The sequence below is a fragment of the Sphingomonas soli NBRC 100801 genome, from assembly GCF_001591025.1.
Taxonomy (GTDB): Bacteria; Pseudomonadota; Alphaproteobacteria; order Sphingomonadales; family Sphingomonadaceae; genus Sphingomonas; species Sphingomonas soli.
The window spans coordinates 25,084-50,359 of the sequence record NZ_BCTZ01000007.1 but is presented as its reverse complement, the minus strand read 5'-3'; the positions used below and the strand labels follow the sequence as shown (position 1 = coordinate 50,359).

Annotated in this window: 20 protein-coding genes; 16 read left to right on the top strand and 4 right to left on the bottom strand. The window is 63.5% G+C overall.

Features of this window, described 5'->3' with window-relative positions:
- Position 1 precedes the first annotated feature (1 nt).
- Positions 2 to 2,305 carry a bifunctional salicylyl-CoA 5-hydroxylase/oxidoreductase gene (locus SSO01S_RS05890; protein ID WP_066796660.1) on the bottom strand — a complete coding sequence of 768 codons (2,304 nt, stop codon included), beginning with the start codon at positions 2,303 to 2,305 and terminating at the stop codon, positions 2 to 4.
- A 140-nt stretch (positions 2,306 to 2,445) separates the two neighbouring features.
- Here SSO01S_RS05890 and SSO01S_RS05885 point away from each other — a divergent pair, with 140 nt between their 5' ends.
- Positions 2,446 to 3,615, top strand: a complete 1,170-nt coding sequence (locus SSO01S_RS05885) for a pyridoxal phosphate-dependent aminotransferase (RefSeq protein ID WP_066796657.1) — start codon at positions 2,446 to 2,448, stop codon at positions 3,613 to 3,615.
- A gap of 37 nt (positions 3,616 to 3,652) precedes the next feature.
- Positions 3,653 to 5,305 (top strand): DUF885 family protein, encoded by a 1,653-nt coding sequence (locus SSO01S_RS05880; RefSeq protein WP_066796654.1) that lies wholly within the window; start codon positions 3,653 to 3,655, stop codon positions 5,303 to 5,305.
- Between the two features lie 408 nt (positions 5,306 to 5,713).
- On the opposite strand, the gene SSO01S_RS05875 is transcribed toward SSO01S_RS05880, so the two are convergent.
- Positions 5,714 to 6,790, bottom strand: coding sequence for an alpha/beta hydrolase (locus SSO01S_RS05875; RefSeq protein WP_066796652.1), 1,077 nt, complete (start codon positions 6,788 to 6,790; stop codon positions 5,714 to 5,716).
- Positions 6,791 to 7,042: 252 nt separating this feature from the next.
- On the opposite strand from SSO01S_RS05875, the gene SSO01S_RS05870 reads away from it, so the two are divergent.
- From SSO01S_RS05870 to SSO01S_RS05840, 7 genes are all read left to right on the top strand, one after another.
- On the top strand, positions 7,043 to 7,543 hold the full coding sequence (locus tag SSO01S_RS05870; RefSeq protein WP_083942873.1) for a nuclear transport factor 2 family protein: 501 nt from the start codon (positions 7,043 to 7,045) through the stop codon (positions 7,541 to 7,543).
- The gene (locus SSO01S_RS05865; RefSeq protein WP_066796647.1) at positions 7,544 to 9,460 is read left to right on the top strand and encodes a flavin-containing monooxygenase; all 1,917 of its coding nucleotides are present in this window, start codon (positions 7,544 to 7,546) and stop codon (positions 9,458 to 9,460) included.
- 33 nt (positions 9,461 to 9,493) lie between these two features.
- Positions 9,494 to 9,949: a lipocalin-like domain-containing protein gene (locus SSO01S_RS05860; RefSeq protein ID WP_066796644.1), complete on the top strand. Its 456-nt coding sequence runs from the start codon at positions 9,494 to 9,496 to the stop codon at positions 9,947 to 9,949.
- 23 nt (positions 9,950 to 9,972) lie between these two features.
- The gene (locus SSO01S_RS05855; protein WP_066796641.1) at positions 9,973 to 10,359 is read left to right on the top strand and encodes a carboxymuconolactone decarboxylase family protein; all 387 of its coding nucleotides are present in this window, start codon (positions 9,973 to 9,975) and stop codon (positions 10,357 to 10,359) included.
- Between the two features lie 149 nt (positions 10,360 to 10,508).
- A complete protein-coding gene (locus SSO01S_RS05850) occupies positions 10,509 to 11,456 on the top strand; it encodes a LysR family transcriptional regulator (RefSeq protein ID WP_066796639.1) in 948 nt (315 codons plus the stop codon).
- Positions 11,440 to 11,784 carry a carboxymuconolactone decarboxylase family protein gene (locus SSO01S_RS05845; protein ID WP_066796636.1) on the top strand — a complete coding sequence of 115 codons (345 nt, stop codon included), beginning with the start codon at positions 11,440 to 11,442 and terminating at the stop codon, positions 11,782 to 11,784. The genes SSO01S_RS05850 and SSO01S_RS05845 overlap by 17 nt, the downstream gene beginning before the upstream one ends.
- Complete coding sequence (locus tag SSO01S_RS05840; RefSeq protein WP_066796634.1) at positions 11,781 to 12,119, top strand: carboxymuconolactone decarboxylase family protein; 339 nt, start codon at positions 11,781 to 11,783, stop codon at positions 12,117 to 12,119. The genes SSO01S_RS05845 and SSO01S_RS05840 overlap by 4 nt, the downstream gene beginning before the upstream one ends.
- Positions 12,120 to 12,142: 23 nt before the next feature.
- Here the strand turns inward: SSO01S_RS05840 and SSO01S_RS05835 are convergent, their stop codons facing one another.
- Together SSO01S_RS05835 and SSO01S_RS05830 are read right to left on the bottom strand one after the other, a co-directional pair.
- Positions 12,143 to 12,619, bottom strand: coding sequence for a nuclear transport factor 2 family protein (locus SSO01S_RS05835; RefSeq protein ID WP_066796632.1), 477 nt, complete (start codon positions 12,617 to 12,619; stop codon positions 12,143 to 12,145).
- Between the two features lie 46 nt (positions 12,620 to 12,665).
- Positions 12,666 to 13,433 (bottom strand): SDR family NAD(P)-dependent oxidoreductase, encoded by a 768-nt coding sequence (locus SSO01S_RS05830; protein WP_083942871.1) that lies wholly within the window; start codon positions 13,431 to 13,433, stop codon positions 12,666 to 12,668.
- Between the two features lie 599 nt (positions 13,434 to 14,032).
- Between SSO01S_RS05830 and SSO01S_RS05825 the strand changes: the two genes are divergently transcribed.
- The 7 genes from SSO01S_RS05825 to SSO01S_RS05795 all read left to right on the top strand — a co-directional run bounded on the left by SSO01S_RS05825 (position 14,033) and on the right by SSO01S_RS05795 (position 25,226).
- On the top strand, positions 14,033 to 15,715 hold the full coding sequence (locus SSO01S_RS05825) for a flavin-containing monooxygenase (RefSeq protein WP_245646615.1): 1,683 nt from the start codon (positions 14,033 to 14,035) through the stop codon (positions 15,713 to 15,715).
- Positions 15,716 to 15,765: 50 nt separating this feature from the next.
- On the top strand, positions 15,766 to 16,638 hold the full coding sequence (locus SSO01S_RS05820; RefSeq protein WP_169798324.1) for an amidohydrolase family protein: 873 nt from the start codon (positions 15,766 to 15,768) through the stop codon (positions 16,636 to 16,638).
- Positions 16,639 to 16,686: 48 nt separating this feature from the next.
- Positions 16,687 to 18,054, top strand: coding sequence for an MFS transporter (locus SSO01S_RS05815; protein ID WP_066796627.1), 1,368 nt, complete (start codon positions 16,687 to 16,689; stop codon positions 18,052 to 18,054).
- Positions 18,055 to 18,557: 503 nt separating this feature from the next.
- Positions 18,558 to 19,973, top strand: a complete 1,416-nt coding sequence (locus tag SSO01S_RS05810; protein WP_066796624.1) for an MFS transporter — start codon at positions 18,558 to 18,560, stop codon at positions 19,971 to 19,973.
- A 192-nt stretch (positions 19,974 to 20,165) separates the two neighbouring features.
- Positions 20,166 to 23,144, top strand: a complete 2,979-nt coding sequence (locus tag SSO01S_RS05805) for a TonB-dependent receptor domain-containing protein (RefSeq protein WP_066796621.1) — start codon at positions 20,166 to 20,168, stop codon at positions 23,142 to 23,144.
- A gap of 197 nt (positions 23,145 to 23,341) precedes the next feature.
- Positions 23,342 to 24,331: an alpha/beta hydrolase gene (locus tag SSO01S_RS05800; protein ID WP_169798323.1), complete on the top strand. Its 990-nt coding sequence runs from the start codon at positions 23,342 to 23,344 to the stop codon at positions 24,329 to 24,331.
- Entirely contained in the window at positions 24,315 to 25,226 is a 912-nt protein-coding gene (locus SSO01S_RS05795) for a cupin domain-containing protein (RefSeq protein WP_066796615.1), read from the top strand. The genes SSO01S_RS05800 and SSO01S_RS05795 overlap by 17 nt, the downstream gene beginning before the upstream one ends.
- Positions 25,227 to 25,276 lie beyond the last annotated feature (50 nt).

The window sequence follows — 25,276 nt, the reverse complement described above, 5'->3', positions numbered from 1 at the left end:
CTCAGCTCCGTAATGCCGCGCCGGTCTCGGCGGCGCGCTCCAGATTGCGGGCAAGCTGGCTCATGCCGCTCAGATACGGAGGCGGCACAGGCGCGCCGCGATAGCCGTGCTGGGCGGCGGCGCGCAGCGTCCACATCGGATCGATCATGTGCGGGCGACCGATCGCGACCAGATCCGCGCGGCCAGCGGCGAGGATCGAATTGGCATGGTCGGTCTCGAAGATGTTGCCCACCGCCATGGTCGAAACCTTTGCCTCGTTGCGGATCTGATCGGCGAAGGGCGTCTGAAACATGCGGCCGTAGACGGGCTTGCACTCGGCCCAGGTCTGGCCTGCGGAGACGTCGATCAGGTCGGCGCCTGCTGCCGCGAAGGCACGGGCGATTTCCACTGCCTCGTCAGGGGTAACGCCCAGATCGCCCATCCAGTCGTTTGCCGAGATACGGACCGACATCGGCCGTTCGGCCGGCCAGACGGCGCGCATCGCTTCGAATACCTCGAGCGGATAGCGCAGGCGGTTCTCCAGGCCGCCGCCATATTCGTCGGTCCGCTTGTTCTGCAGCGGTGTGATGAAGCTGGAGAGTAGATAGCCGTGGGCTGCGTGCAGCTCGATCATGTCGAAGCCGGCGTCGATCGCCATGCGTGCCGAGGCGACGAATTGATCGCGGACTTCGTCCATGTCGGCGCGCGTCATCGGGCGGGGCGCGGCGTTGGTCGGGCTCCACGGCACGTCCGACGCGGCGATCAGTGGCCAGTTCCCCTCGGCAAGCGGCTGATCCATGCCCTGCCAGCCGATATTGGTCGAACCCTTGGAACCGGCATGGCCGAGCTGGAGGCAGAGTTTCGCGCCGCTGTTCGTATGGGCGAAATCGGTGATCCGCCGCCATGCCGCGACATGCTCGGGCGCGTACATTCCGGGGCATCCGGGCGTGATCCGCGCGTCGGGGGAGACGCAGGTCATCTCGGTATAGACGAGTCCCGCGCCGCCCTGAGCGCGCGCGCCGTAATGGACGAGGTGGAAGTCGTTCGGCATGCCGTTCTTCGCCGAATAGGTCGCCATGGGCGATACGACGACGCGGTTCTGGAGCGACATTTCGCGCAGCTTGTAAGGCGCGAACATGGGCGGCACCGCCTTTTCGCCTTTGCCGCCGGGGGCCTGGGCCTGGAACCAGCGCTCCACACTTTCCAGCCATGCACGGTCGCGCAGGCGCAGATTCTCATGGCTCACGCGCTGCGAGCGGGTGAGCAGCGAATAGGCGAACTGCATCGGCTCGAACGGGAGATAGCGGTCGAGCGTCTCGAACCATTCGGTGGAGTTGCGCGCGCTGTTCTGGAGCTTGAGCACTTCGACGCTGCGCTCCGCCTGATATTCAGCCAGCGCCTGTTCGCGGCCCAGGCCGGGGCGGTTGAGCACTTCGGCGAGCTTGATCGCGTCTTCGAGCGCGAGCTTGGTGCCCGATCCGATCGAGAAATGCGCAGTGTGCGCCGCGTCGCCGAGCAGGATGAGTTTGTCGTACGACCATTGGCCGGTGACGATCCGGCGGAAGTTGAGCCATGCCGCCGATCCGCGCAGATGGCTGGCATTGGACATCAGCTTGTTGCCGTCGAGATGCTTCCCGAAGACGCGCTCGCTGAACGCAATCGCTTCGTCCTGTCCCGCCTTGTCGAGGCCCAGCGCTTCCCAGGTTTCGGGTGCCATCTCGACGATGAAGGTCGAGAGGTTGTCATCGAAACGATAGGCGTGCGCCCAGACCCAGCCCTCGGGCAGTTGTTCAAAGGCGAAGGTGAAGGCGTCGAACACCTTGTGCGTGCCGAGCCAGATATATTTGTTGCGGCGCGGCTGGATATCGATGTCGAAATGCTCGGCGTAGCGATCGCGAAGGCGGCTGTTCGCACCATCGGCAACGATGACCAGGTCATAGTCCGCCCAGTCGGCAAGATCGCTGCTCGCTTCGTGCTCGAAATGTAGCTGCACGCCCAGATCACGCGCGCGCTCCTGAAGGATCGCGAGCATCCGCTTGCGGCCGATGCCGATAAACCCGTGCCCGGAGGATCGGATGGTCTCACCGTGGATATGGACGGCGATGTCGTCCCAATGGGCGAATTCGTTGCGGATCGTCTCGCCGCTGACCGGATCGTTGGCCATGAGGTTTTCGACCGTCTGGTCCGAAAAAACCACGCCCCAGCCAAATGTGTCGTCCGCGCGGTTGCGTTCGAACACGTGCACTTCGTGGCCGCTGTCGCGAACCTTCATCGAGATTGCGAAATAGAGGCCTGCTGGACCGCCGCCAACGCATGCGATTTTCACTTACCAAACTCCACCGCGGCGACTCCCTCTGTCTCACCTAACGCCCGGAACATAATTATTTCAAGTCTAAAATTTCAAGCTTGAAATATCCTATATCACATAATTAATCACGTGTATGAGAGTCGTGAAAGGGTCTTGAAATGAAGTGGCCGGCGCAGCGCCTTACGGGCGGTTCGAAGAAGAGTTTCGGGATGTACGAGGAGGCCTCGAAGCTCGAGGCGTCGGGGGTAGACCTCATCCACCTGGAGTTTGGTCGACCGCATTCGGATACGCCCGAACATATCAAGGAAGCGACCAAGGCCGCGCTGGACGCGGGCATCGTCCATTATGGCGATTTCCGCGGCACGCTCTCCTTCCGTCAGGCGCTGGTCAAGAAGCTCACCGAGTTTAACGGGCTGGATTACGGGGTGGACGAAGTGCTCGTCTGCAACGGGCTGACGCACGCATCCTTCGCCGCATTCATGGCCGCGATCGATCCGGGCGACGAAGTGATCCTGCTCGATCCCTATTACCCGCAGCATGTCGGCAAGACCGAGCTAGCTGGCGGCAAGGTGGTGTTCGCCGATCTGGACAAGGCCAATGGCTACGCCATCTCGAAAGAGAAGATCGCCGCGAAGATCACCGATCGCACCCGGATGATCGTGCTGGTCAATCCGGCGAACCCGACTGGCCGCGTCTACACGCGCGAGGAGTTGCAGCACGTCGCCGATCTGGCGATCGAACATGACCTGCTGGTTCTGTCGGACGAGGTGTATGAGTACATCACTTATGGTCAGGCGAAGCATGTCAGCATCGCCAGCCTGCCGGGGATGCGCGAGCGGACGATCACCTGCTTCGCCTTCACCAAGGCCTATTCGATGGACGGCTGGCGGATCGGCTATCTGACCGCCGATGCGAAGCTGATGCCCGCGATCCTGCGCATCACCATGACCGACGTGACACACGTCAACGTCTTCATCCAGGAAGGTGCGCGCGCGGCAGTTGAGGGGCCGCAGGATGCGATGCACGCGCTGGTCGAGGCGGATCGCCGCAAGCGCGATATCGTCGTGCAGGCGCTGAACCAGATGCCCGGCGTGACCTGCGCCGAGCCTGAAGCGACAATCTACGCCTTCCCCGATATCAGCGGCACCGGCCGTTCCTCACAGGAACTCGCCAGCGCGATCCTCCACGAAGCACATGTCGTGGTGGAATCGGGCAGCTTCTATGGCCCGGGCGGGGAAGGGCATCTGCGGGTGTGCTTCGGATCGGAATCCGAAGAGCGCGTGCGCGAGGCGATGGATCGGCTCTCGCGCTTTTTCAACAAGCTCTGATCGAGCGAAACGGCAGTAAATTCGGGGAGTTCGCGTAATGAAGAAGAAACTGGGTCTTGCTGCCGTTCTGATGGCTCTGCCGATTGCGCCGGTGTCGTTCGTGGCACCGGCCATGGCGCAGGCCGAGGCACCCGCACAGGGCTATGAAGCGCTGGTCGCGCTGGCGAAGGAATTCCGCGCTTTCGTGCCGCCAGCGATGGTGAAGGGCGTGCCGGACTATTCGCCGGCAGCGGTTGCAAAGCAGTTTGCAGAGCTGCGCCAGTACCAATCGCGGCTTGCTGCGATCGATGACAGCGCCTGGCCGGTCGCACAGCGCGTCGATTATATGGTGCTGCGCGCCGAGATGAACGGCATGGAGTTCCAGTTCCGCGTCGTCGAACCTTGGAAGCGCGACCCGGCCTTTTACTCGACCACCAATCTCGGCTTTGGCCCGAAGATGCACGGCGCGATCGGCATCCCCAAGCTGCCGATTGCGGCTGACAAAGCGAAGACGCTGGCCGCACAGCTGAACGCGGTACCGGAAGCGCTGCGTCAGGCGCGCGTGAACCTGACCGCGCCGCGCGGCGATCTCGCCCGCCTTGGCATCCTGCAAAAGCAGGTGGAAGTGAACGTCTATGGCGAGCTGGCGGAGAAAGCGGCGAAGCTGCAACCCTCGCTTGTGGCTCCTGCCAAGCTTGCGCAGGCAGCCGCTGCCGAATTCAAGAAGTGGCTGGAGAGCATCGAGGCCGGGTTGCCCGCGCATGGCGGCGTAGGCCGTGACAACTACGCCTGGTACCTCAAGAACGTGCTGCTGCTGCCTTACACGCCTGAAGAGGTCGCCGTGATCGGCGAGCGCGAATATCAGCGTCAGGTCGCGTTCCTGAAGATCGAGGAGCATCGCAACCGCGATATCCCCATGCCCGAGCCGGTGCAGACGCGCGAGGAATTCGATGCCAAGCGCATGGCGGAGGATGGCGAGCTGCTGCGCTTCCTGCGCGACGGCGATTGGGTGACGATCCCCGATTATGTGAAGCATAATCCGGAAGAGGGGCCGTATCAGTTCCCGTTCGAGAAGGACCCGTCCAAGCCGGGGCTGTTCGATAAGCCGCTGAACCTGCACTTCTTCTTCCAGTCCGAATTCCGCGACGGTCTGCCGCTGCGCGCGCATAACCTGCCGGGGCACGCCTTTGACGGGCTGCAGGCGGCGCGCGACACGCGCCCGATTCGAGGCGGCCAGCGATTGTTCTTCGTCAACGGCCTGCGCAACGAAGGCTGGGCCTTTTATCTGGAGGAATTCATCCTGCAGGCGGGGCTGCTGGATGACCGACCCAAGACGCGCGAGATGGACTATATCCTGGGCGCCAAGCGTGCGGCGCGGGTGATCCCCGAGATCAAGATGCAGGCGAACGAGTGGACCTGGGCGCAGGCCAATGCATCGCTGATCGAGCGCACGCCCAAATGGATGAAGCCGGGCGACGCGGTCGCGCAGTTCGATATCGAGCTGTATCTGCGCCAGCCGGGCTATGGCATCGGCTATTATATGGGCAAGGTCGAGCTCGAGAAGCTGATGGCCGATGTCGCGATGCAGGAAGGCGACAAGTTCGACATCAAGTCGTTCCACGATCGTTTCCGGGCGGCTGGCTCGATCCCGATCTCGCTGATCCGCTGGGAAATGACCGGCAATGACGATGAGATCCACAAGCTGCGCTAAGGCTGGCTGACGAGGCGAGTCCGTCCCGCGATCGGGAGCAGAAGACAGAAAGGAGCTGGAGAGGCGTCGTGACGCCGATCCGGCTCCTTTTGCTTGCGGAAAGACCCTGTAGCCAGCAGCGCACAAGCTTGCACCAGCAACTTGAGATGGTCTTTCCGAAGATTGTCAGAAGTCATTAATTTGGTCGGAAAATTTTTCGAACAGCTCCGCCAGCGCGAAAAAGCGCGGCGGGATCGCGAAATCAGGAAACAGAGAAGCGGCGCATCGCCCCGCGCCCAGTCGGTTTTGCGGGGCAGGGCGTTGAAATCATCCGCAACCGGCACTCGGGTGGTCCGAGGTGCTGGGGCAGGAAATCGTACTACTTGCTCGAAGCACGCTTCGGCTTGGAGTCCGCCCCGACTGCGACCGTCAACGCCGGTGCGGTGCGTGTACACGCCCATCAAGGCGATGCCTGCGCAGGAATTCGCTGAGCAGATCGGCAACCGCGACATTGTTCATGTCGGCAAAGGGAATGTGGGTGTTCCCCTTCAGGCCTCGGTCCGGGAGATGCAGAATCTCGGCCTTGCCGCCATGCCTGTTGACGATCTCCACCCATGAACGGGCTATCTCGAAGTTATTCTTCCAGAGCGGCGATCGATCCAGATTGTCGCCCCAGACGAGCTGGATCGGGAACCGCGTCAGCTTGCGAAACTCTCCTGCGGAGACATAGACGGGTCCGAATTTTCCGGGCGCGAGCTGCGGCCCTTCGCCTTCGGGGAAGACGAAGCCGGGCGTCTCGTACGCGACGATCGCCGCAACATTGTCGCTCCGCAAAGCCGTTAGCATCGCGCGTAGTCCGCCTGCCGAATTGGTGACGAGCACCGCCTTGCCGATCCGCTCCAGCGCGTTTGCGGCTGCCGCCGCCTCAAGCTGAGCGTTGGCGACGGTGTCGAACTCGGCGTATCGAGCGCGCGCCGCCTGGTTCCACGCATCGGTGTCGCCGGTCGGGAACTGCACGCCCGGGAACCATTTCCCGAAGGTCGGGCCGAGGCGCCAGCCGACAAAGCTCTCCGCATCACGACCGGGCAGGGGCGTGTACGCGTAGGCCTCGCAGCCATAATTCGCGCGCCCGACGCGAGGCCCATCCCAGATATAGGTCGGGAAGCCGCGGCGCAGGAAGATGCTTTGATAGCCTTCGCCACCATCCCAGCGGCGTTGCCACATCGCTGCGGTGGAGCTGTGCCATAGGAACAATGCCGTCGCGCGCGGGCGGACGGGAATCTGATATTCGACATGGCCGTGATCGCAAGACGTGGAGTTCGCGCCCTCTCCCAGCTCGCTCCCGCCGGCCTCGAACGCGCCCTGCCGGGCGATCGATAGCGGGGCGGGGGCATGCTTGTCCTGAGCGAAGGCGCCTGCGGCAGGGAAGGCTGATGCAATCAGCGCCAGTAGCGCGGCCGGCGAAAAGCGGCTTACCGGGGATCGAGTGTTTTTCGAGCCTGCCATCATGCCCCTCCTGCATATGAATAAATAAAGTACTCTATTGTATTATGTGATCTGATTGAAGTTGATATCTTCGATGTTGCGCGAAATACTTAAATAAGTAATCAAAGAGATGTTTTCGTGCGAGCCTCGAGAGTGGTACAGATGCTTTAAGTAAATTGGTATGTTGTTCTGCGCAAATTATAAGTTGCCGATACGCGAATTGACAATTCTGTGCGCTGGTTTCTAATTATCCTTGGATCCGTAGTGAGCGGAATGAAGAGAGGAGCCCGCGTGACCCCCGCCGAGAAGCGCGACGTGATCGCCGATCTGCACCACAAGCTCGTGGCATATTGGCATGACGTGGATTTCAACTGGGGCCGCAATGCTGCGGAATATTATACCGAAGACGCGGTTTTCGAGATCCGGAACGGCAGCACCCCCTATAACGGTCGAGCCGAGATCGCGGCCTTCTACGCCTTTCGCCATGACCGCGGGCCGCGCGTCGTGGTCCACGCGATCAGCAATTTCATGTGCACCTTCGAAAGCGACACGTGCGTGCAGTCGTCCTGGATTTGCATGATCTATGCCCATGACGGCGAGCCGCCTCAGGTCAGCGCGCCGCCGATCGCGATATCGAGGCTGGAGGACGTCTATGTACTTCAGGATGGCGATTGGCTGATCAAACGCCGGACGTGGAACCCGCTGTTCCGGGGCGGGGTGAAGGGCACGCATGCATCGTCCGAAGAAATCGCCAAGCGCCTGGGCTCGGCCTGAATGGTCACGCGCCTTTCCGAGACTGCGATTGTCGGCACGTCTGCGGAGTTCGTCCGGCAGGCAGTCGAGGCGTGCAATCTGAATGCACTGCGGCTTGCGCTGTTTCAGGCGACGGGCGACCCGGCCTTTGCGGCAATCGGCGTCGAGCAGGTGCCGATGAACGGCGGGGCCTCTTCCGCGACCATGGTTCGCGCCAGCGACCGCGCGGCGCTGGTCGAGCTTGCGGTCGAGCATCTGGGCAAGCGGCTTGCCCAGCCTGCGGCACCCCAACCCGATGAGGTCCGGCAGCTCGTCGAGATGTTTGCCGGAAGGCAGGTAAATGACGATGAATTCGCCCTCAGCTCGGAGCAGCTCGCTTTCTCCAGCGCGATCGATGCGTTCGCGGGGCGCGCTGCGTCGATCCGGGCGGCGCTTCCCGAAGGCTTCCACGTCCTGGTCATCGGCGCAGGCTTCGGGGGGATCGCCAGCGCGATATATCTGAAGCAGCTCGGCATTCCGTTCACGATTTTCGATCGTCAGCAGCGGGCCGGGGGGACCTGGGAGGCCAACCAATATCCCGATGTCCGCGTCGATATCCCCAACCGCTTCTACCAATATACCTTCGAGCAGACCTATCCCTGGAAGCATCTCTTCGCGCCGGGGGCGGAAGTGCGCGACTATATCGAGCATGTCGCGAGAAAGTTCGGCGTTGCCGATCGCCTCCGCATGGGTGTCGAGGTCCGCCGCGCCGTATGGGACGAGCAGGGCAAATGCTGGGACGTCGAATATCGTGAGAAGGGCATGCCGCGGACGATGCGGGCGAGCGCCATCATCAGCGCGGCGGGCCTGTTCAACAAGCCGCTCATCCCCGACATTCCGGGTCTGGACGATTTCAAGGGTCCGAAATTCCACACGACCGCCTGGCCGGCCCGCCTGGATCTCGCGGACAAGCGCATCGCCGTGATAGGCACCGGCTCCACGGGCTGCCAGCTCGTGCCCCGGATCGCGGAAACCGCGGGGCAGGTGGTGGTGTTCCAGCGCTCGCCGAACTGGGTCCAGCCGGCGGTGGGCTATCACGACAGGGTGCCAGACGGCGAGCAATGGCTGCTCGAGACCGTCCCCTATTACGCGAATTGGGCGTGCTTCGGCTTCCACTGGCATTCGACCCAGGATCTGCCGGGATTGCAGGAGCTCGATCCCGAATGGACCGCGCGGGGAGGCGTGAACGAACGCAACGCCCGGCTCCGCGAATATCTGGTGGGCACCATCCGCGATCGGCTGGGCGGCAATGAGGAACTGCTCGCCAAGTGTATTCCCGATCACGCGCCCTGGACCCGCCGGATGGTCAAGGACAATGGCTGGTACGAGGCGTTGCTGCGGCCCAATGTCGAGCTGGTGGCGTCGCGGGTCGCGCGGGTCGAGGCGGATGCGGTGATCGCGGATGACGGCACGCGGCATCCGGTGGATATCGTGGTCCTCTCCACCGGGTTCGTTACCGAGGACTATCTCTGGCCGGTCGACTATGTCGGGCGGGGGGGCACGGCGATCTCCGCGGCATGGCAGCATGACGGTGCCCGGGCCTATCTCGGGCTCGCCATGCCCGGTTTTCCCAACCTGTTCATGCTGTACGGCCCCAACAGCCAGCCGCGCTCCGGATCCATGCCCAAATGGCTTGAGATCTGGGGCCGGTACGCCGCCCAGGGTATCGCCACCATGCTGGAACGCGGTGCCCGAAGTGTCGAGGTGCAGCAGGACAAGTTCGACGCCTATAACCGGGATATCGATGCGGCCGCCGATGCCTTGATCTGGGCCAGCGCCGGCAAGAGCTCCTATTATGTGAACCGGTTCGGTCGGACGAGCGTCAACATGCCGTGGCGGGCAGAGCGATATTACCGGCATGTCGGCTCGTTCAGTCCCGCCGATTATGTGTTTGGATGACGCGGTGATACGCGAAACCCGGATGGCCGCGCGATGAGTGCGGCGGGCGACCGCGCCGTGCGCATGGCCGATATCCTTGGCTGCTGGCAGCTTACCCGGGCGTTCGAAGACCGCGGCGGAGTCGTTCGTCCCAATCCGCTATATGGCACGAGCCCCAACGGCTTTCTGCATTATCTGGCCGGCGGCCGCATGGCGGTGGCCATCCCGCTCGGCGAACGCCGCCGCACGATCAGCGAGGATCGCCGTGGCGCGACGCTTGAGGAGCTCGCGGAATCCGCGCGCACCTTCGATGCCTATGCCGGCCGCTTCACGCTGACCGGCCCGGATCGCATCGTCCACCATGTGGAGGTTTCGACCCATCAGAACCACGTGGGCACCGATCTGATGCGTGGCATCGAATGCCATGGCGATCTGCTCAGGCTGCATGTGCCGCCCGTCGAGGAACGCGGCGTCACGCTCTCTCGCTGGCTCGACTGGCGGCGTGTCTAACGATTGAATGGAGGAAGAAGACCATGAAGAGTGAAAAGTTCGATCGCGGCCTGGCCCTGCGCAAGCAGGTGCTCGGCGCGGATTTCGTCGAGAAGTCCATGGCGGGCGCAGACGATTTCTCGATGCCGATGCAGGAGCTGTCGACCGAATATTGCTGGGGGCATGTCTGGTCCCGGGAAGGGCTGACGCTCCAGGAACGCAGCATCCTGAATCTCGGGATGATCAGCGCGCTGAATCGGCCGCACGAGCTCAAGCTCCACGTCAAGGCGGCACTCAACAACGGGCTGACGCGCGAGCAAATTCGCGAGGCGTTGCTGCAGGTGGCGGTCTATTGCGGCGTGCCCGCAGGCATCGATTCCACGCGCATCGCCCGGGAGACTTTTGCCGAGCTGGATGCCGCCAAGGGCTAGCTTCCCGTTCGGCGCCTTTGCCGGCGCGGCGCGCTCTTGCGCCGCCCGGCGAGGAGCCGGGGTAGGACGCTGGCTGCCGATGTGCGATGTTCCCCGCGGGAAATTAACAACGATCTGGATGTCGTAGCGTGGAACTTGTCCAACTTCGTATGGTGAAGCTCATTCTCGAAACCGGCAGTCTTTATCAGACTGCGCTGCGCCTCAATTGTGCGCAATCGGTGGTCAGCCGCCAGCTCGCCGCGCTGGAATATGAATGTGGCGGACGCCTGTTTCATCGCAATGCGCGCGGGGTTCGGCTTACCGAACTTGGCGAGCAGCTGATGCCGCATGTCGAGACGATCATCGCGGCCGCACAGGAAATGATCGGGAGCGGAAAGCGGCAGGTCATCGAGGCCGACGAAGAGGTCAAGATCGCCGTCGGCCCGCAGATCGCAAGCTATCTGTCGGGGCCGCTGGTGAATGAAATCAGGCGGATACACCCCAATATCCGCCTCACCATCGGCGACGCGGTCAGCGACAATATCCGCACCGATCTGAAGGAAGGGCGCACGGATCTCGCCATCTTCATGCGCAGCGGGCGGGCGCTCGGCCATGACGATCGCGAGATCGGGTCGGGAGACACCTACCTTGTCGGTCTGCCGACAAGCGAAGCGACCGCGCGCAAGACGATATCCTTTTCCAGCCTGGCGGGCCTTCCGTTGCTGCTGCCGTCTCAGCACACCGAATGGCGGCGTTCGCTGGACGCCACCGCAGCGCGCAAGCGCGTGAGCCTGACGGTGGTGGCAGAGGCGAACACGCCTGGCAGCCGCGCCGCGATGGTGCAGGACGGGGTGGGTTATCTGATCCTGCCGATGCTGGCGGGAAGCGCCGCCGCCCGGCTCGGCTGGATCGCCGGCGACGTGCATGCCGAGCGCCTGCGCGCCTCGCGGATCGTCGATCCCGCAATTCCGATCAAGCTGGTGGTGAGCATCGGCAGCAACCGCCGCCGCGCCGTCGATCTGGTTGCTGATGTGGTGGAGAAAATGCTGCGCGAGCTCATCAAGGATGCGCCGCCGGTCGAGCCGAACGAAGGAGCGGGAATTGCAGAAACAGCTTGATGCGGACGACGAAGCGCTGCGCGCGGTGATCCCGGCATTTTGCGATTATACCCAGCATTTGCTGATCGACGAGATCTGGGAACGTCCGGGGCTTTCCAAGCGGGATCGCAGCCTGATTACCATCGCAGCGCTGCTCGCCATGTATCGGCCGGACGAACTCGCCGCCCAGCTCAACCACGGCTTGGATAACGGGCTGAGCCGGGAGGAAATCGCGGAGGCGATGACGCATCTCGCTTTCTACGCCGCCTGGCCCTCCGCCAATTCTGCGGTCGCGAAGCTGATGGAAGTGCTCGAAGCGCGCGATCGCGCGGCGGAGCAGCCGGCATGATGCGGCCTTATGGCGGGAAGGGCGCGGAGCTCGCCAAGGTAGCTCCGGACTTCAACCAATATACCCAGTCGGTGCTCTACGACGATCTTTGGGAGCGCGGCGGGCTTTCGCAGCGCGACCGGTCGATGATCACGATCGCGGCGCTGATCGCGATGCACCGCCCCGATCAGATGATCGGCCATATGCAGACCGGGCTTGAAAACGGCATCACGCGTGAGGAGCTGGGCGAAATGATCACCCATCTCGCTTTCTATACGTCCTGGCCCAATGCGGGGATCGCCGCGCGCAAGCTGCTCCAGCTCACGCAGCAGTTGGACGCCGTGAGCGGCGGCTGAAGCGCCGCTCCCGGCTCTTCGGGTCAGGGCAGGACGGCTCCCTTGTTCAACGCTGCGGGCGCGTTGAGCTGCGAGCCTCCCCGGAACAGATTCTCGACATAGCGGCGTGTGCACAGCCAGCGGTCTTCGCCTGCGTCCCAGCGGTAATTCTCGGTCACGCGGCTGATCCGCGTCGGGGGTTCGGCGGGGTGGGGCGGTGTGCCGTCACAGGCATATAGCAACATGTACCAGGTCGCGACGGCATGGTGCTCGTCCTCGAAATCGGCGCGGAAGTTCAGCACGCCGTGCACGGCCGTCCGGTCTCCCCGATCTTCGCGCCAGCTATAGAAGCGCTGGATCGCCTCGCGTCCCACCAGCTTCAGCGGCTCGGCTTCATAGACGGCGTCCTCGGCGTAGAATTGTGCGGCCTTCCGGCCCCATTCGGTGTCCACGTCATGCCAGAAATCGGCGATTCCGCGCTGCAATTCCATAATGGCGAGAAGTTGCGCCGTCCGGTCCATAGTGTTCGGTTCCCTGTTTGAAATCTCGTTCGGGCGAACTGCCCGGTCAGCGAAGCCCGCCAAGATATGCGTTCCACAGTGCGCCGGTCGCCCAGCCGCAATCGACGACGATGTCGGTGCCGGTGATGCCGGAAGCGCGGGACGATGCGAGGAACTCGACAGTCTCGGCGACTTCGCGCGGCTCCACGCAGCGGCGCAGCGCCATCTGCTCGTCCAGGTCCGGGGGATAGCGGTCGCCCTTTGCCTTCAGTCCGCGGATGCGCGGAACCAGCACGATGCCGGGCGAAACGCTGTTCACGCGCACTCCGCGGCCGCCCCATTCTCCGGCGAAGCATTTGGTCATGTTGATGATCGCGGCCTTGCCCGGCCCGTAGATGTTGTTCGGACTCGAGGCGTGCGCCGTTGCCGAGGCCATGTTGACGATGGCGCCCCCTCCCTGCGCCGCCATCCGCGCCCCGAATATGCGGTTGGCATGATAGGTGCCGCGCAGGTTCACGGCGGTGATGGTGTCGAACAGGTCCGCCGGAGCCTGTTCCACCGGAACATTGGGCTGGAAGATGCCCGACGACACGACCAGCGCCGCGAGACGGCCTATGTCGCGATCGATCCGATCCGCCAGGCTCTCGATCGCGGCGATATCGGTCACGTCGAGCGCGAATGATCGTCCATCCAGCCTGGCTGCGGTGGCCTCGGCTCCTGCCTCGTCCTTGTCCGCGACGAGAATCGACCAGCCATGCGCATGCATCACTTCGCAGCAGGCTGCGCCGATGCCGTTCGCACCGCCGATCACCAGAACGACATCGTTTTGGGACATGCGCACTCCACCAAGCCTTATCGAAGCGAGGCCGGTTGTCCGGCCTGCGCGGGGCCATCACGGCCGCGTGGCAGCCTGATAGCACAAGGGCGTCAGCGCGATGTTGCTAAATCACGAATAGCTGCTTGCGCAGGGAGCAATTTACACATCTATACTATATTGTTCGGGCATATTGCAAATACAATAAGTGTGCTGTGAAAATAAGCTGTGCATTTGCCACTATACTTTCAAAGATGCTTTTGGAAGGTTTCCCGCCAACTCGATTGAGATGTGCTCAGCATTGCTTGGTACGATCGATCTATATTTACGATATGTCGAATCCATATTACCGCCGATTTCGATAACCGAATTCGTTTTTTGCGTTGGCAGGCGCGCATGATCGTTTCTGAGCCTCGGGACGCCAGGGTGCATGGACGGGCGGCGCATTTCATGGCGGGCTTGCCCGGTCCGGATACGGGGTGCCCGTTCGCATCGCCCGGGGGCGGGGCGCTGCCCGCGCCGGGGCGCTCATGTGTGCGCCGGTCTCGCAAGGCGGCATTCGGATTTCTCTACCGCCGCAGCAGGGCGGCGGGGTGCCAATCATGATGGAGAGAGAGCAAGTGACGGATAGCGAGGTCGATGGCGGGCAAGAGCATGCCGCATCCGATTATGATGTCGTCATCGTTGGGGCCGGTTTCGCTGGGGTTTACGCGTTGCACCGGTTGCGGGCGCTGGGATTGCGGGTGCGCGTGTTCGAAGCGGGCAGCGATGTCGGGGGAACCTGGTTCTGGAATCGCTATCCCGGCGCGCGCTGCGATGTCGACAGCGTCGAATATTCCTTCTCCTTCTCGGACGAGCTTCAACAGGAGTGGAACTGGCCCGAGCGCTATTCGGCGCAGGGCGATATCCTGCGCTATATCCAACATGTCGCCGATCGCTTCGATCTGCGCCGCGATATCCAGACGAACACGCGGGTGCTGTCCGCGATCCTGGATGAAGAAGCCGGGCTTTGGGCCGTCGAGACGAGCGATGGCAATTCCTGCACCGCGCGCTTCTGCATCATGGCGACGGGAAACCTGTCACTGCCCCGTCTGCCCGATTTCGCCGGGCTGAAGGACTTCGAAGGCAAATGGTATCATACCGGGCTGTGGCCCGAAGAGCCGGTGGATTTCACCGGCCTTCGCGTCGGTGTGATCGGCACGGGATCATCGGGGATCCAGATCATTCCGCTGATCGCCCAGGAGGCGCGCGAGCTTTTCGTATTCCAGCGGACTCCGAATTTCTCGGTGCCGGCGCGCAATCATCCGCTCGCGGCGGAGGATCTGCAGGCGCACAAAAGCCGCTACGGCTATTGGCGCGAGCAGGCGCAGGATACGCCATTCGGCATTGCGGGCCACGCAGCTCCCACGAAGAACGCCCTCGACGATAGCGAGGAGGTGCGGAACGCGGTCTATGAGGCGAAGTGGCGCAAGGGCGGCAGCGTCAGCTTCCTCTATTCGTACAAGGATTTGCTGACCGACAAGGCGGCCAACGATACCGCCGCCGATTTCGTCCGCAGGAAGATTCGCGAGACGGTGAAGGACCCGGCCACCGCCGAGCTGCTGACGCCGCGCGACTATCCGATCGGCGCACGCCGCCTGTGCCTCGATACCGGCTATTACGAGACCTATAACCGGCCGAACGTGACGCTCGTCGACGTGAAGTCCGATCCCATCGAGACGCTGACCCCAACGGGGCTGCGGACCGAGGGTGCGGAATATCCGCTCGACGCGATCGTCTTCGCCACCGGCTTCGATGCGATCACCGGGGCGCTCATGGACATCGACATTCGCGGGCGCGAGGCGATGCCGCTCAGGGAGAAATGGGCGAACGGGCCGCGCACCTATCTGGGGCTGATGACCACCGGCTTTCCCAATTTCTTCATCGTCACCGGGCCCGGCAGCCCTTCGGTGAAGGCGAACATGGTCTGCGCGATCGAGCAGCATGTGAACTGGATCACGGGCTGTATCGGCATGCTGGCCGGCGAGAGGCTGGGCCTGATCGAGCCCGAGCCGGGGGCGGAGGACGATTGGGTCGAGCATGTCAACGAAACCGCCGACGCGACGCTCTATCCCTTGGCCGAGTCCTGGTACACCGGCTCGAACGTGCCCGGAAAGGCGCGGGTGTTCATGCCCTATGTCGGCGGGTTCAATCGCTACAGGGAGATCTGCGACGATGTGACGCGGGATGGCTATCGCGGCTTTGTCGTGTGCGGGGCAGAACCCGATTCCGAGCCCGCGCCCGCCGCGGCGCTGATCCGCTGAGCGCGATGCGGTCCATCGCATCCCAGCCGGCTTCGCCCTTCGCGGACGACATGCTCTTTGACGCGCACGCCCATGTCTATACTGGCGATGTCGCGCGGTATCCGGTGAACACGCGCAATTCCTTCCACTCTGAGGAGGAGCTGCACCGCCGCATCGCGACCAACCCGATCACGCCCGAGCGCCTGCTCGCGGAGTGGGACGCGCAGGGCGTCGAGGCGGGCGCAGGCGTCCAGTACAGCAGCATCTACAAGACCGATAACAGCTTCCTGCTCGATTCGTCGGATCGCTTTCCGGACCGGCTGTCGGCCGTCGTCATCCTCGACGCGGCCGATCCGGCGACCCCGGGCAAGCTCCGCCAGTTCATCCTGGAGCGCAACATCGTCGGCTTGCGGCTGACCGGCGGCGCGGGGCCGGAGGGGGATTATCCCTGGCTCTGTTCCGACGCCGCGATCCGCACCTGGGAGGTTGCATCGGAGCAATGGCTGCCGGTCGCGCTGATGTACACGCCCCAGGGCCCCGCGCTCGCGGCGATCGATCGCATCGCCGCGCTCGCCCGCCGCTTCCCCGATGTCATCCTCGGGCTCGATCATCTCGGCTGGCCGGGCATGGACGAAGCGGGCGAGGGCCCGTCCCCGGCGCTGCGACCGCTGTTCGACATCCCCAACGTGTTCTTCAAGGCGACGTCGATCAACTACCGCCTGTTCGGGCAGCAGGGGGTGGACGCGGCCCGCTTCGTCCGGCGATTTGCCGATCTGGTGGGTGCGGAGCGCATGATGTGGGGGTCCGATTTCGGCAACACGTTGCAGACCTATGCCGAGATGACACAGGCCGCGCGCGAATCGGCTGCATTGCTGTCTCCCGCTGAGCGGCGGCAGTTTCTACACGGCACCGCGCATCGCCTTTACGCCCGCACCGGGCGATAGGCGATGCCGGCACGATAAACATAACGGCCGCGGGCCGGGGAGGACAGGATGAGCGAAGGTTCCACCAGCGAGCAGCAGAGCCTGCCCGAAGCCGTCACCGAACGGCTCGATGAGGCGAAGAGCTGGAAGGTCCGCTACTGGACGCCGATCGCGCTCGGCCTGATGATGATGGGCGATAGCTGGGATCTGACGGTCGCCGGCTTCGTCATGCCTTCGCTGCGCGAGGAATGGGGCCTGTCGGCGGGGCAGATCGGGCTGATCTTCTCGGCCGGCTTTGCGGGCCAGATGCTCGGCGCGCTCCTGTTCGGGCCGCTGGCCGAGCGCTTTGGCCGCATGCCGGTGTTCAACATCGCGGTCGTGCTGATGAGCGTGCTTTCGGTCGCCTGCGGGCTGGTCAATGATCCGATGTGGTTTGCGGCGCTGCGCTTCATGCAGGGGGTGGGCTTTGGCGGCGCTACGCCGGTCGTCGCTTCCTATATCAACGAGATGGCGCCCACCGCGTCGCGCGGACGCTATTTCTCGACCTTCCAGTTCCTGATGATCTCGGGCTTCTCGCTCTGCGCGATCGCCAGCGCCTTCATCATCCCCACCCTGGGCTGGCGCATGATGTTCTTCATCGGCGCGTTCCCGGCGCTGTTGACGCCGTTCGTGCTGCTGACCCTGCCGGAATCGCCGCGCTGGCTGGCGCGCATGGGCCGATTGGAGGAAACCAACCGGGCGCTCGTCAAGCTCGGCGCGCGGCCGATCCACGGCGCAAACGTCGATCTGCGCCCCACCGCGCAGCCGCCGCGCGCGCCGCTCGCGGCGCTGTTCGCTCCGGGCATCCGGATGCTCACCTTGTTCACCTGCCTGATGTGGTTCTGCACGGCGCTGGTGTCGAAGTCCTTCGCGACCTGGACGCCCACGCTCTATGTGGACGTGTTCGGCCTCACCGTGCCCCAGTCGCTGAACATCGCGGCCTGGATCGGAGTCGCTTATGGCTGCACGCCGATCGTGTTCGCCTTCATCCTCGATCGCGTCGGCCGCCGTCCGACCGGGGTCGCGATCGCGTCGGCCACGCTCATCACCACGCTCGCGCTTTCGTTCCTGGGCAATCACGGGGCGATGCTGTCGATCTTCCTGATCGGCCTGGGCTGGGTCACGTCGGGATCGAGCTTCACCTTGCTCTGGCCCTACACTGCGGAGGTGTTCCCGACCCATGTCCGCTCGACGGCGCTGGGGCTGGCGAGTGCCGTGGCGCGCGCGGCTTCGTCGCTCACGCCGCTGATGGTGGCGGGCGTGCTCTCGTTCACCGGATCGGTCAGCGGCGTATTCCTGGCGCTCGCGGTGTCGACGCTCATCGTGCTGCTGCTCTGGGTGTTCACCAGCCGGGAAATGGCGCGCCGCAGCCTGGATCAACTCGATACGGCGGGCTGAAGCGCTGCGCCGATGCCTCCGCTAGGGAGGCGGGGGGGAGGGTCAGGCGGGGCAATGTCCCGTCTGACCCTTTTCACGTTGCTAAATTGCGAAGCATAGAATTTGCGGCGCGCACGAATATGGCGTCGCAAATCTAAGTAAATATCGCATGCGATCGTTATTTGCGGAATAATTTGAAAAATGCGCTGCATTGTCTTCCGGAGACATAAATATGTGTCAAGTCAAAATTCAGTGACGCACTCAATACATGTAAAATCACGCGCAGAGATGTTCTGGCTTATTCTGGGAATTTCCCTGAATTATCGAATTTGTCCAATAATTGCTGCGCCCATCCCGCTTGAATCATTCGATCGGACGCGTCCGCCGGTCAGGGACTAGTTGGCCCGGTGCCAGGCCCGCCGCGATCGGCGCATCGCAGCGGCCATATCCGCTCCCGTCCGCCCATTTTCGTTTGCCATCCCCGCGTGATTAGACGGGCTGGAAAAGCTGAGGTGGAGGGGAGAATGAGTTCGAGCGGCGATGCACCGGGTCCGTCCGGCAGCGCAGGCGCGCATCATGGGACGCCTGTTGAAGCGGCCAGCAGCGATTCCGCCAATGAAGCGGTGATCACCGCGACCCTGGATAATCTGAAGACCTTCCGCCACAATTGGTGGGCACCGATCTTGCTGGGCGTCATCACGCTGTTCAATTCGTGGGACAGCATCGCGATGGCGTATGTGATGCCCACGCTCTCCATCGAGTGGCAGCTCAATCCGCTTGTCATGGGTATTTTGATCTCGGCCTGTTACGCCGGGCAATTCCTTGGGGCCGTCACGCTGGGCGGTATCGCGGAAAGGCTGGGCCGCTTGCCCGTCTATACCTGCGCCGCGGTGGGGATGACCTTCTTGGCGGTCGCATGCGCCTTCGCGCAGGATTATGTGACTTTGCTCATCTTCCGCCTGATCCAGGGGATCATGATCGGTGGCGCGTTGCCCGTTGCCGTGAGCTACATCAACGAAATCGCACCAACCAGGACGCGTGGCCGCTATTTCGGCATTTTCCAGACGCTCGCGCTTTCGGGCTATGGCGTCGCCTCGATCTCCAGCCCCTTCGTCATCGGCTATCTGGGGTGGCGCTGGATGCTCGGGCTGGGCGCGTTGCCGCTGATCCTGATCCCGCTGGTCTGGCTGACCCTTCCGGAATCGCCCCGCTGGCTCATGCGCCGCGGGAAGCTCGATGCGGCGAACAACGCGCTGCGCAAGCTGGGCGCGGAGCCGGTCGATTTCGTCGAGGAGACTCCCCGTGAGGCGGCACGCAGGCCCCGCAGCGCAAATCTGTTCACGCTCTTCTCCGCGCCGTACCGGCGCAAGACGCTCACGATCACCTTGCTGTGGTTCATGACCATGGCGACGAGCTTCGGGATGACGACCTGGGTGCCGTCCATCTATGTGAAGGTATTCCATATTCCGGTCGCGCAGGCGCTCACCTTCACGGCCACGACGAGCGTGTTCCACTGGATCGCGCTGGTGCTCGGCGGCGTGTTGATCGATCGGTTCGGGCGTCGCCCGATGGCAATGGGTGGCCTGATCTGCGCTGCAACGCCTCTGCTGATCATGGCGACGTTCGCCCCGACACAGCCGTATCACATCTTCGCGCTGTTCTTCGTCGCGCAGGTCACGATGTTCTACGGCACCTTTGCCCTCTGGCCCTACACCGCAGAGAGCTACCCCACCAACGTCCGTGCGCTCGCGCTGGGCTATGGAAGTTCGGTCGGTCGCGCGGCCTCCATGCTGATGCCGCTGTTCGTGGGCTTCATCCTGAATGAAGGCGCGTCGATCGGGATTGTGCTGGCGGTGTTCGGCTTCAGCGCGCTCGGGGCAATGCTCGTGTGGAGAATGCGAACCGAGGAAACTGCGGGCCGGCCTCTGTACACGGGCTGAGCACGGGGCCGGGCACGGCAAGTGCCTGCCCGGCCACCGATCGCGGGGCGTCGCCGATCAACCTTCGCGTAACGGCAACAACGAATTCGCAAAAACCCGGCTACGTCACGCCTGCCCGGGCTGGTACCTAGATCGGGCCAATTAGGACCAATCCAAATGATGGAGGTCTGCATCCTAAAGGGGAGGGGAGCGATGAAGAAGTTCAACCAGTATCTGGCGCGGGGTGGCTCGACCATCGCGTTCGCGATCGCGGCGTTCGCAAGTCCGGCTATCGCGCAGACGGCGCCCGCAGAGCCGGTAGAAGCCAGCAGCGCGCAGGATCCGGAAGCGGGTAGCGGAGGCGAGATCATCGTCACCGGGTCGCGCATCGGGCGCAACAGCTTCGATTCGCCCACCCCGGTCAACCAGATCAGCAGCGAGCGCATGGAGAATCTTGCGCTGCCCTCCGTTTCGGAAGCGCTCAACCAGATCCCGTCGTTCCGCGCATCGACCACGCCGACATCCAATCTTTTCCGCGTGAGCGGCGCGATCGGCGCGAACTCGGTCGATCTTCGCGGCCTTGGCGGCACCCGCACGCTGACGCTGCTCGACGGCCGCCGCTTCGTGCCAAGCACCGATAACGGCGCGGTCGATCTGAACGGCATCCCCTCGGCGCTGATCCAGCGGACCGAAGTCGTCACCGGCGGTGCCTCTGCCGCCTATGGCGCGGACGCGGTGGCGGGCGTCGTCAACCTGATCCTCGACGTCAAGATGACCGGGCTCAAGGCAAATTTCAGCGCCGGAATCAGCGAGCAGGGCGATAATAAGAGCGTGTCGGCTTCGCTCGCTTACGGCTCGTCCTTCGCGAACGATCGCGGCCACTTCATCGTGGGCGGTGAATTCCAGAAGAATTACGGCATCGGCGGCTGTCTTGCGCGCGAATTCTGCCGTCGTGCAGTCAATTACATTCCGAACCCGGGCTATATCGGCGGCGTCAGCACGAACGGCCTGCCGGCGACGCTGGTGCTTCCGGACGTCTATTTCGTCATGAACCCCAGCGGTGTTCTCGCCAGCGTGGTGCAGACCGTGGGCGGCGTGCGCACGACGCTGGGTCAGCAGGTCAACAATACCGGCGCCAATTCGCTGCCGACTGCGCTCCGCAATCTGCAGTTCAATGAAGCGGGTACCGCGCTTGTGCCGTTCCAGTTCGGCAATCTGCTCAGCGGCACGTTCATGCAGGGCGGTGATCCCAGCGTTCGCCCGAATTACGGCTTCAACGGCGCGCCGCTGCGGGCACCCACCTGGCACGCATCGGGTCTCGCGCATGTCGATTATGAACTCACCGATGATCTGAAGGTATCGGCCGAGGTCATGTTCAGCCGCGTCCATGGCGGCCCGGTCCAGGCTTCGGGTCTGGTCCAGACGCCGGTGGGCGGATCGGTCGGCATTTCGATCGACAACCCGTTCATCACGCCTGCCGTCCGTGCGCAGCTCCTGGCAGCCAATCCGAACATCACGGCGATCAACGTGTTCGCGGCGAAGGAAGAGGCCGGCAAGCAGCTCAAGGCAGTTAGCAGCAACGATGTCTTCCGCGCGGTGCTGGCGCTCAAGGGCGGCCTGTTCGGCGATTGGGACTGGGATGCATCCTACATCCATGGCGAAACCCATAGCCGGGTCGATGTGAGCAATGTGCGCCTGAAGGCGGTGGACGGGCAGGCGGCTGCCGCGATCACGCCGCCGGCGGGATATACCGGCACGATCTACCGCACGCCTTCGGGCGCTCCGGTGATCTGCTCCTCCTCGGTGGCGAACCCCGCCGATGGCTGCATCCCGATCAACTTCCTGGGCACGAACAGCATGACCCCGGAAGTGCTGTCGAAATACTTCCTCACCGAATTCCAGACGCGCACGATCAAGCAGGATTCGATCGCGGCGAACGTTCGCGGCTCGCTGTTCGATCTGGGCGCGGGTCCGGCGCAGGTCGCGCTGGGCTTTGAGTGGCGGCGCGATACTGCGGTGGGCACCACCGATGCGCTGACCGCCGCCAACGCCTTTGTGACGCCACAGGTCAATGCGCTGCCTATGGTCGATCGCAAGGTGATCGAAGGATATGTCGAGGCAAGCCTGCCGCTTCTGGCAGACAAGCCGCTGGCGAAGTCGCTCACGATCGACGGTTCGGTGCGCCGCACCCATTATAACACGGCGGGCAACGCTACCACCTGGAAGCTGGGCGGCGTCTATGAGCCCAGCGATGCGATCATGTTCCGCGTGACGCGCTCGCATGATATTCGCGCGCCAACCGCCGCGGAATCGAACCCCAACACGATCACGCTGCTGTCGCCGCTTGCCGATCCGTTCGGCGGGGGATCGCATCCGGTCAATATCGTGTCGGGCGGCAACCCGAATCTGGGCCTCGAAACGGCTGAGACCATGACGGCGGGCGTCGTGCTGCGTCCCGGCTTCATCCCGCGGCTGCGCGTTGCGGTCGATTATTACAAGATCGACGTGGACGGGGCGATCGATGCGCTGACCGCACCCAACATCCTCACGGCCTGCTTCTCGCAGAACCTGGCGTGCAACCTGATCACCTTCAGCGGCGCGCACAAGGCCAGCGCCGTGACGACGGTGCTCACCAACTTCCAAAACCTGAGCAAGCTTGAGGCGCGGGGTCTGGAAATTGTCAGCGACTATCGCGTGCCGGACGTGCTGGGTGGCAATCTGGATTTCCAGTTGAACGCCAATTACGTCTTCCGCCTGGTCTCGATCAGCGCCACGGGCGTGGAGACCAAGTTTGATGGCGTCACGGGCAATTCCGGGGCGCTCGGCAACGTGCTGGGTGTGCCGCGGTACAAGCTGGATGGGGTGATCACCTATTCGCGGCCGAGCTGGTCGCTCACCGCGCATGCGCGCTATATTCCGGAGGCGATCCTCGATCCGACCAAGGTCGGGCCGGAGCAGGCCGGATATAATGTGAACGCGGCGAACAGCGTGAACATCAACACGGTCGATTCGCGCTTCTACCTCAATCTCTCGGCGACAATTCGCCCCGGAATCGAGGGCGTTGAGGTCTATGGCAGCGTAAGCAACGTCTTCGATAAATATCCCCCCGGCCAGCTCCGCCTCTTCGGCAACCCGCTCCACTACGATGTGGTCGGGCGCGCCTATCGCCTTGGCGTCCGCGCGAAGTTCTAGGCCGTCTCGATCGTCGGGGGCTGGGGGTCCGGGGATGCCATAGCATTTCGGAGTCCCGCAGCCCCCGATGCCAACGCGGAGCGACCGCGAAAGAACGCGTCGGAAGGAGGCGGCAACTCGATGAAATGTATGGAACGCCGCATCCTCACGGCGCATTTCGGAAGCCATATCCGGCTCGCGCCGTGGGGAGGCTAGTGGTGGAGCCGCTTGATCCTGTTCTAAGGAAGTTGCTCGCGCAGGTTGCGAAGGCCGGGTTGCCGGCGATCGCCGATTGCACTCCCGCCGTGGCGCGTGAGCTCGCGGCCGCCCGTCGCGCGGCTGGCGCATTGGCGAGCGGCCCGAAGAATGGGCGGGTCGATGACGTGTCGTTTGCAGGTCCGCGCGGCGCCATCATGGCGCGCCTGTATGTCCCGCGCTGCCGGCCAATGGGCGTTATTGTCTATCTTCATGGCGGCGGCTGGGTGCTTGGCGATCTCGAGAGCGCTGATGCTGTCTCCCAGGTCCTGGTCGATGCATCGGGCTGCGCGGTGCTCAACGTCGATTATCGGCTCGCGCCCGAGCATCCGTTTCCAGCGCCGCTCGATGATGCCTGGGCTGCGGTGGCATGGGCTGCGGGCACATTCGCGCTGCCGGTCATGGTCGCCGGCGACAGTGCCGGGGCGAACCTAGCCACGGCGTGCGCGCTGCGCGCCGGCGAGGTCGGAGGGCCCGAACTTCGCGGGCAGATCCTTTTCTATCCGGTGACCGATCACGATTTCGAGACGGCTTCCTATCGGCGCAGCGAGGCGCACGGATATTCGCTGACGACCCGGGACATGCGCTGGTTCTGGGACCATTACGCCACGCAGGAACAGCGCGCGCATCCACATGCATCGCCGCTGCGTGCGAAGCATCTCACAGGAATGCCCCCGACCTTCATTGTCATCGCCGGACATGATCCGCTGCATGACGAAGGTCTTGCCTACGCGGAGCGCCTGGAGGGGGCGGGAGTACCCGTCGAGCTGCGTCGGTACGATTCCATGAGTCACGGCTTCGCCTCGATGATCGGGATGATCGCGCAGGCGGAGCAGGTTGTGCGCGAGGCCGGCGCCTGGGCGGCCGGTTCGCTTGCGGGCAGCGATGCAACCCAGGCCCCGGCATCGCCGCCTGACGCCAAAATCGAGGAGTCCCATGTACGATCCGAGTGATCCCCGTTCGGCGCTTATGTCGGCGCCCAAGCGCGCAGCGCCGCCAGCGCTTCCTGCCGCGGCGGCGGAATATGGCCTTTTCTATCGCGATCCACCGACCGAGGATGATGCGAACGGCAAGACCTGGTTTGCGCGCGGGCAGAACTTCATCGTCGCTTATAGCGAACTCGAGCCGGGGGCGGTGTTCGACCGTGTCGGTCAGATCGACGAGTTCATGCTCCTGTTGCCCTATCCTGACACGCCGGTCATCGCGACGGCGGGTGCGCAGGAAGAATGCAGCGACGGCTATGCCTTGTTCATCGTGCCGCCCGGATCGAGCCGGCTGGTCTTTCCGAAGGGCGGGCGGGTCGTACGCCTGTTCTCCGCACGTTCGGAGGATCTGGCCGCGAAGTGCGCGAACGCCGGGTCTTATGCAGAGCCGCACCCGAACATTCCCCCGTTCGAGCCTTGGCCGGATCCGGTCGATGGCTTCAGGATCCGCGTCTATTCGCTCGACGTGCCCAAGCAGGAGGGACGTGCCGGCAAAATCTGGCGTTGCACGACGATGATGGTGAACATGCCCGGCGCGCGGTTCGCGGCGCGGGACCTGACCAAGCTTTCGCCACATTCGCACGACGATTTCGAGCAATGCTCCTTGGCGCTGTCCGGGACCTGGACTCACCATATGCGTTGGCCGTGGACGATTAATTATCACGATTGGCGCGAGGATGAGCACGCGGTGGTCGGCTCTCCATCGATCACCGTGATCCCCCCGCCGGTGCTGCACACATCGGCATATGGCGAGGGTGAAAGTCAGCTGGTGGATATCTTCTCGCCCCCGCGCCTGGATTTCTCGAGCAAGCCCGGCTGGGTGCTCAACGCTGACGAATATCCCATGCCTCCAGCGCAGGACTGAGCGGGAGCAGAACGGAAAACAACGAGCGCCAGCGCGGGTGTCGCGGGGTT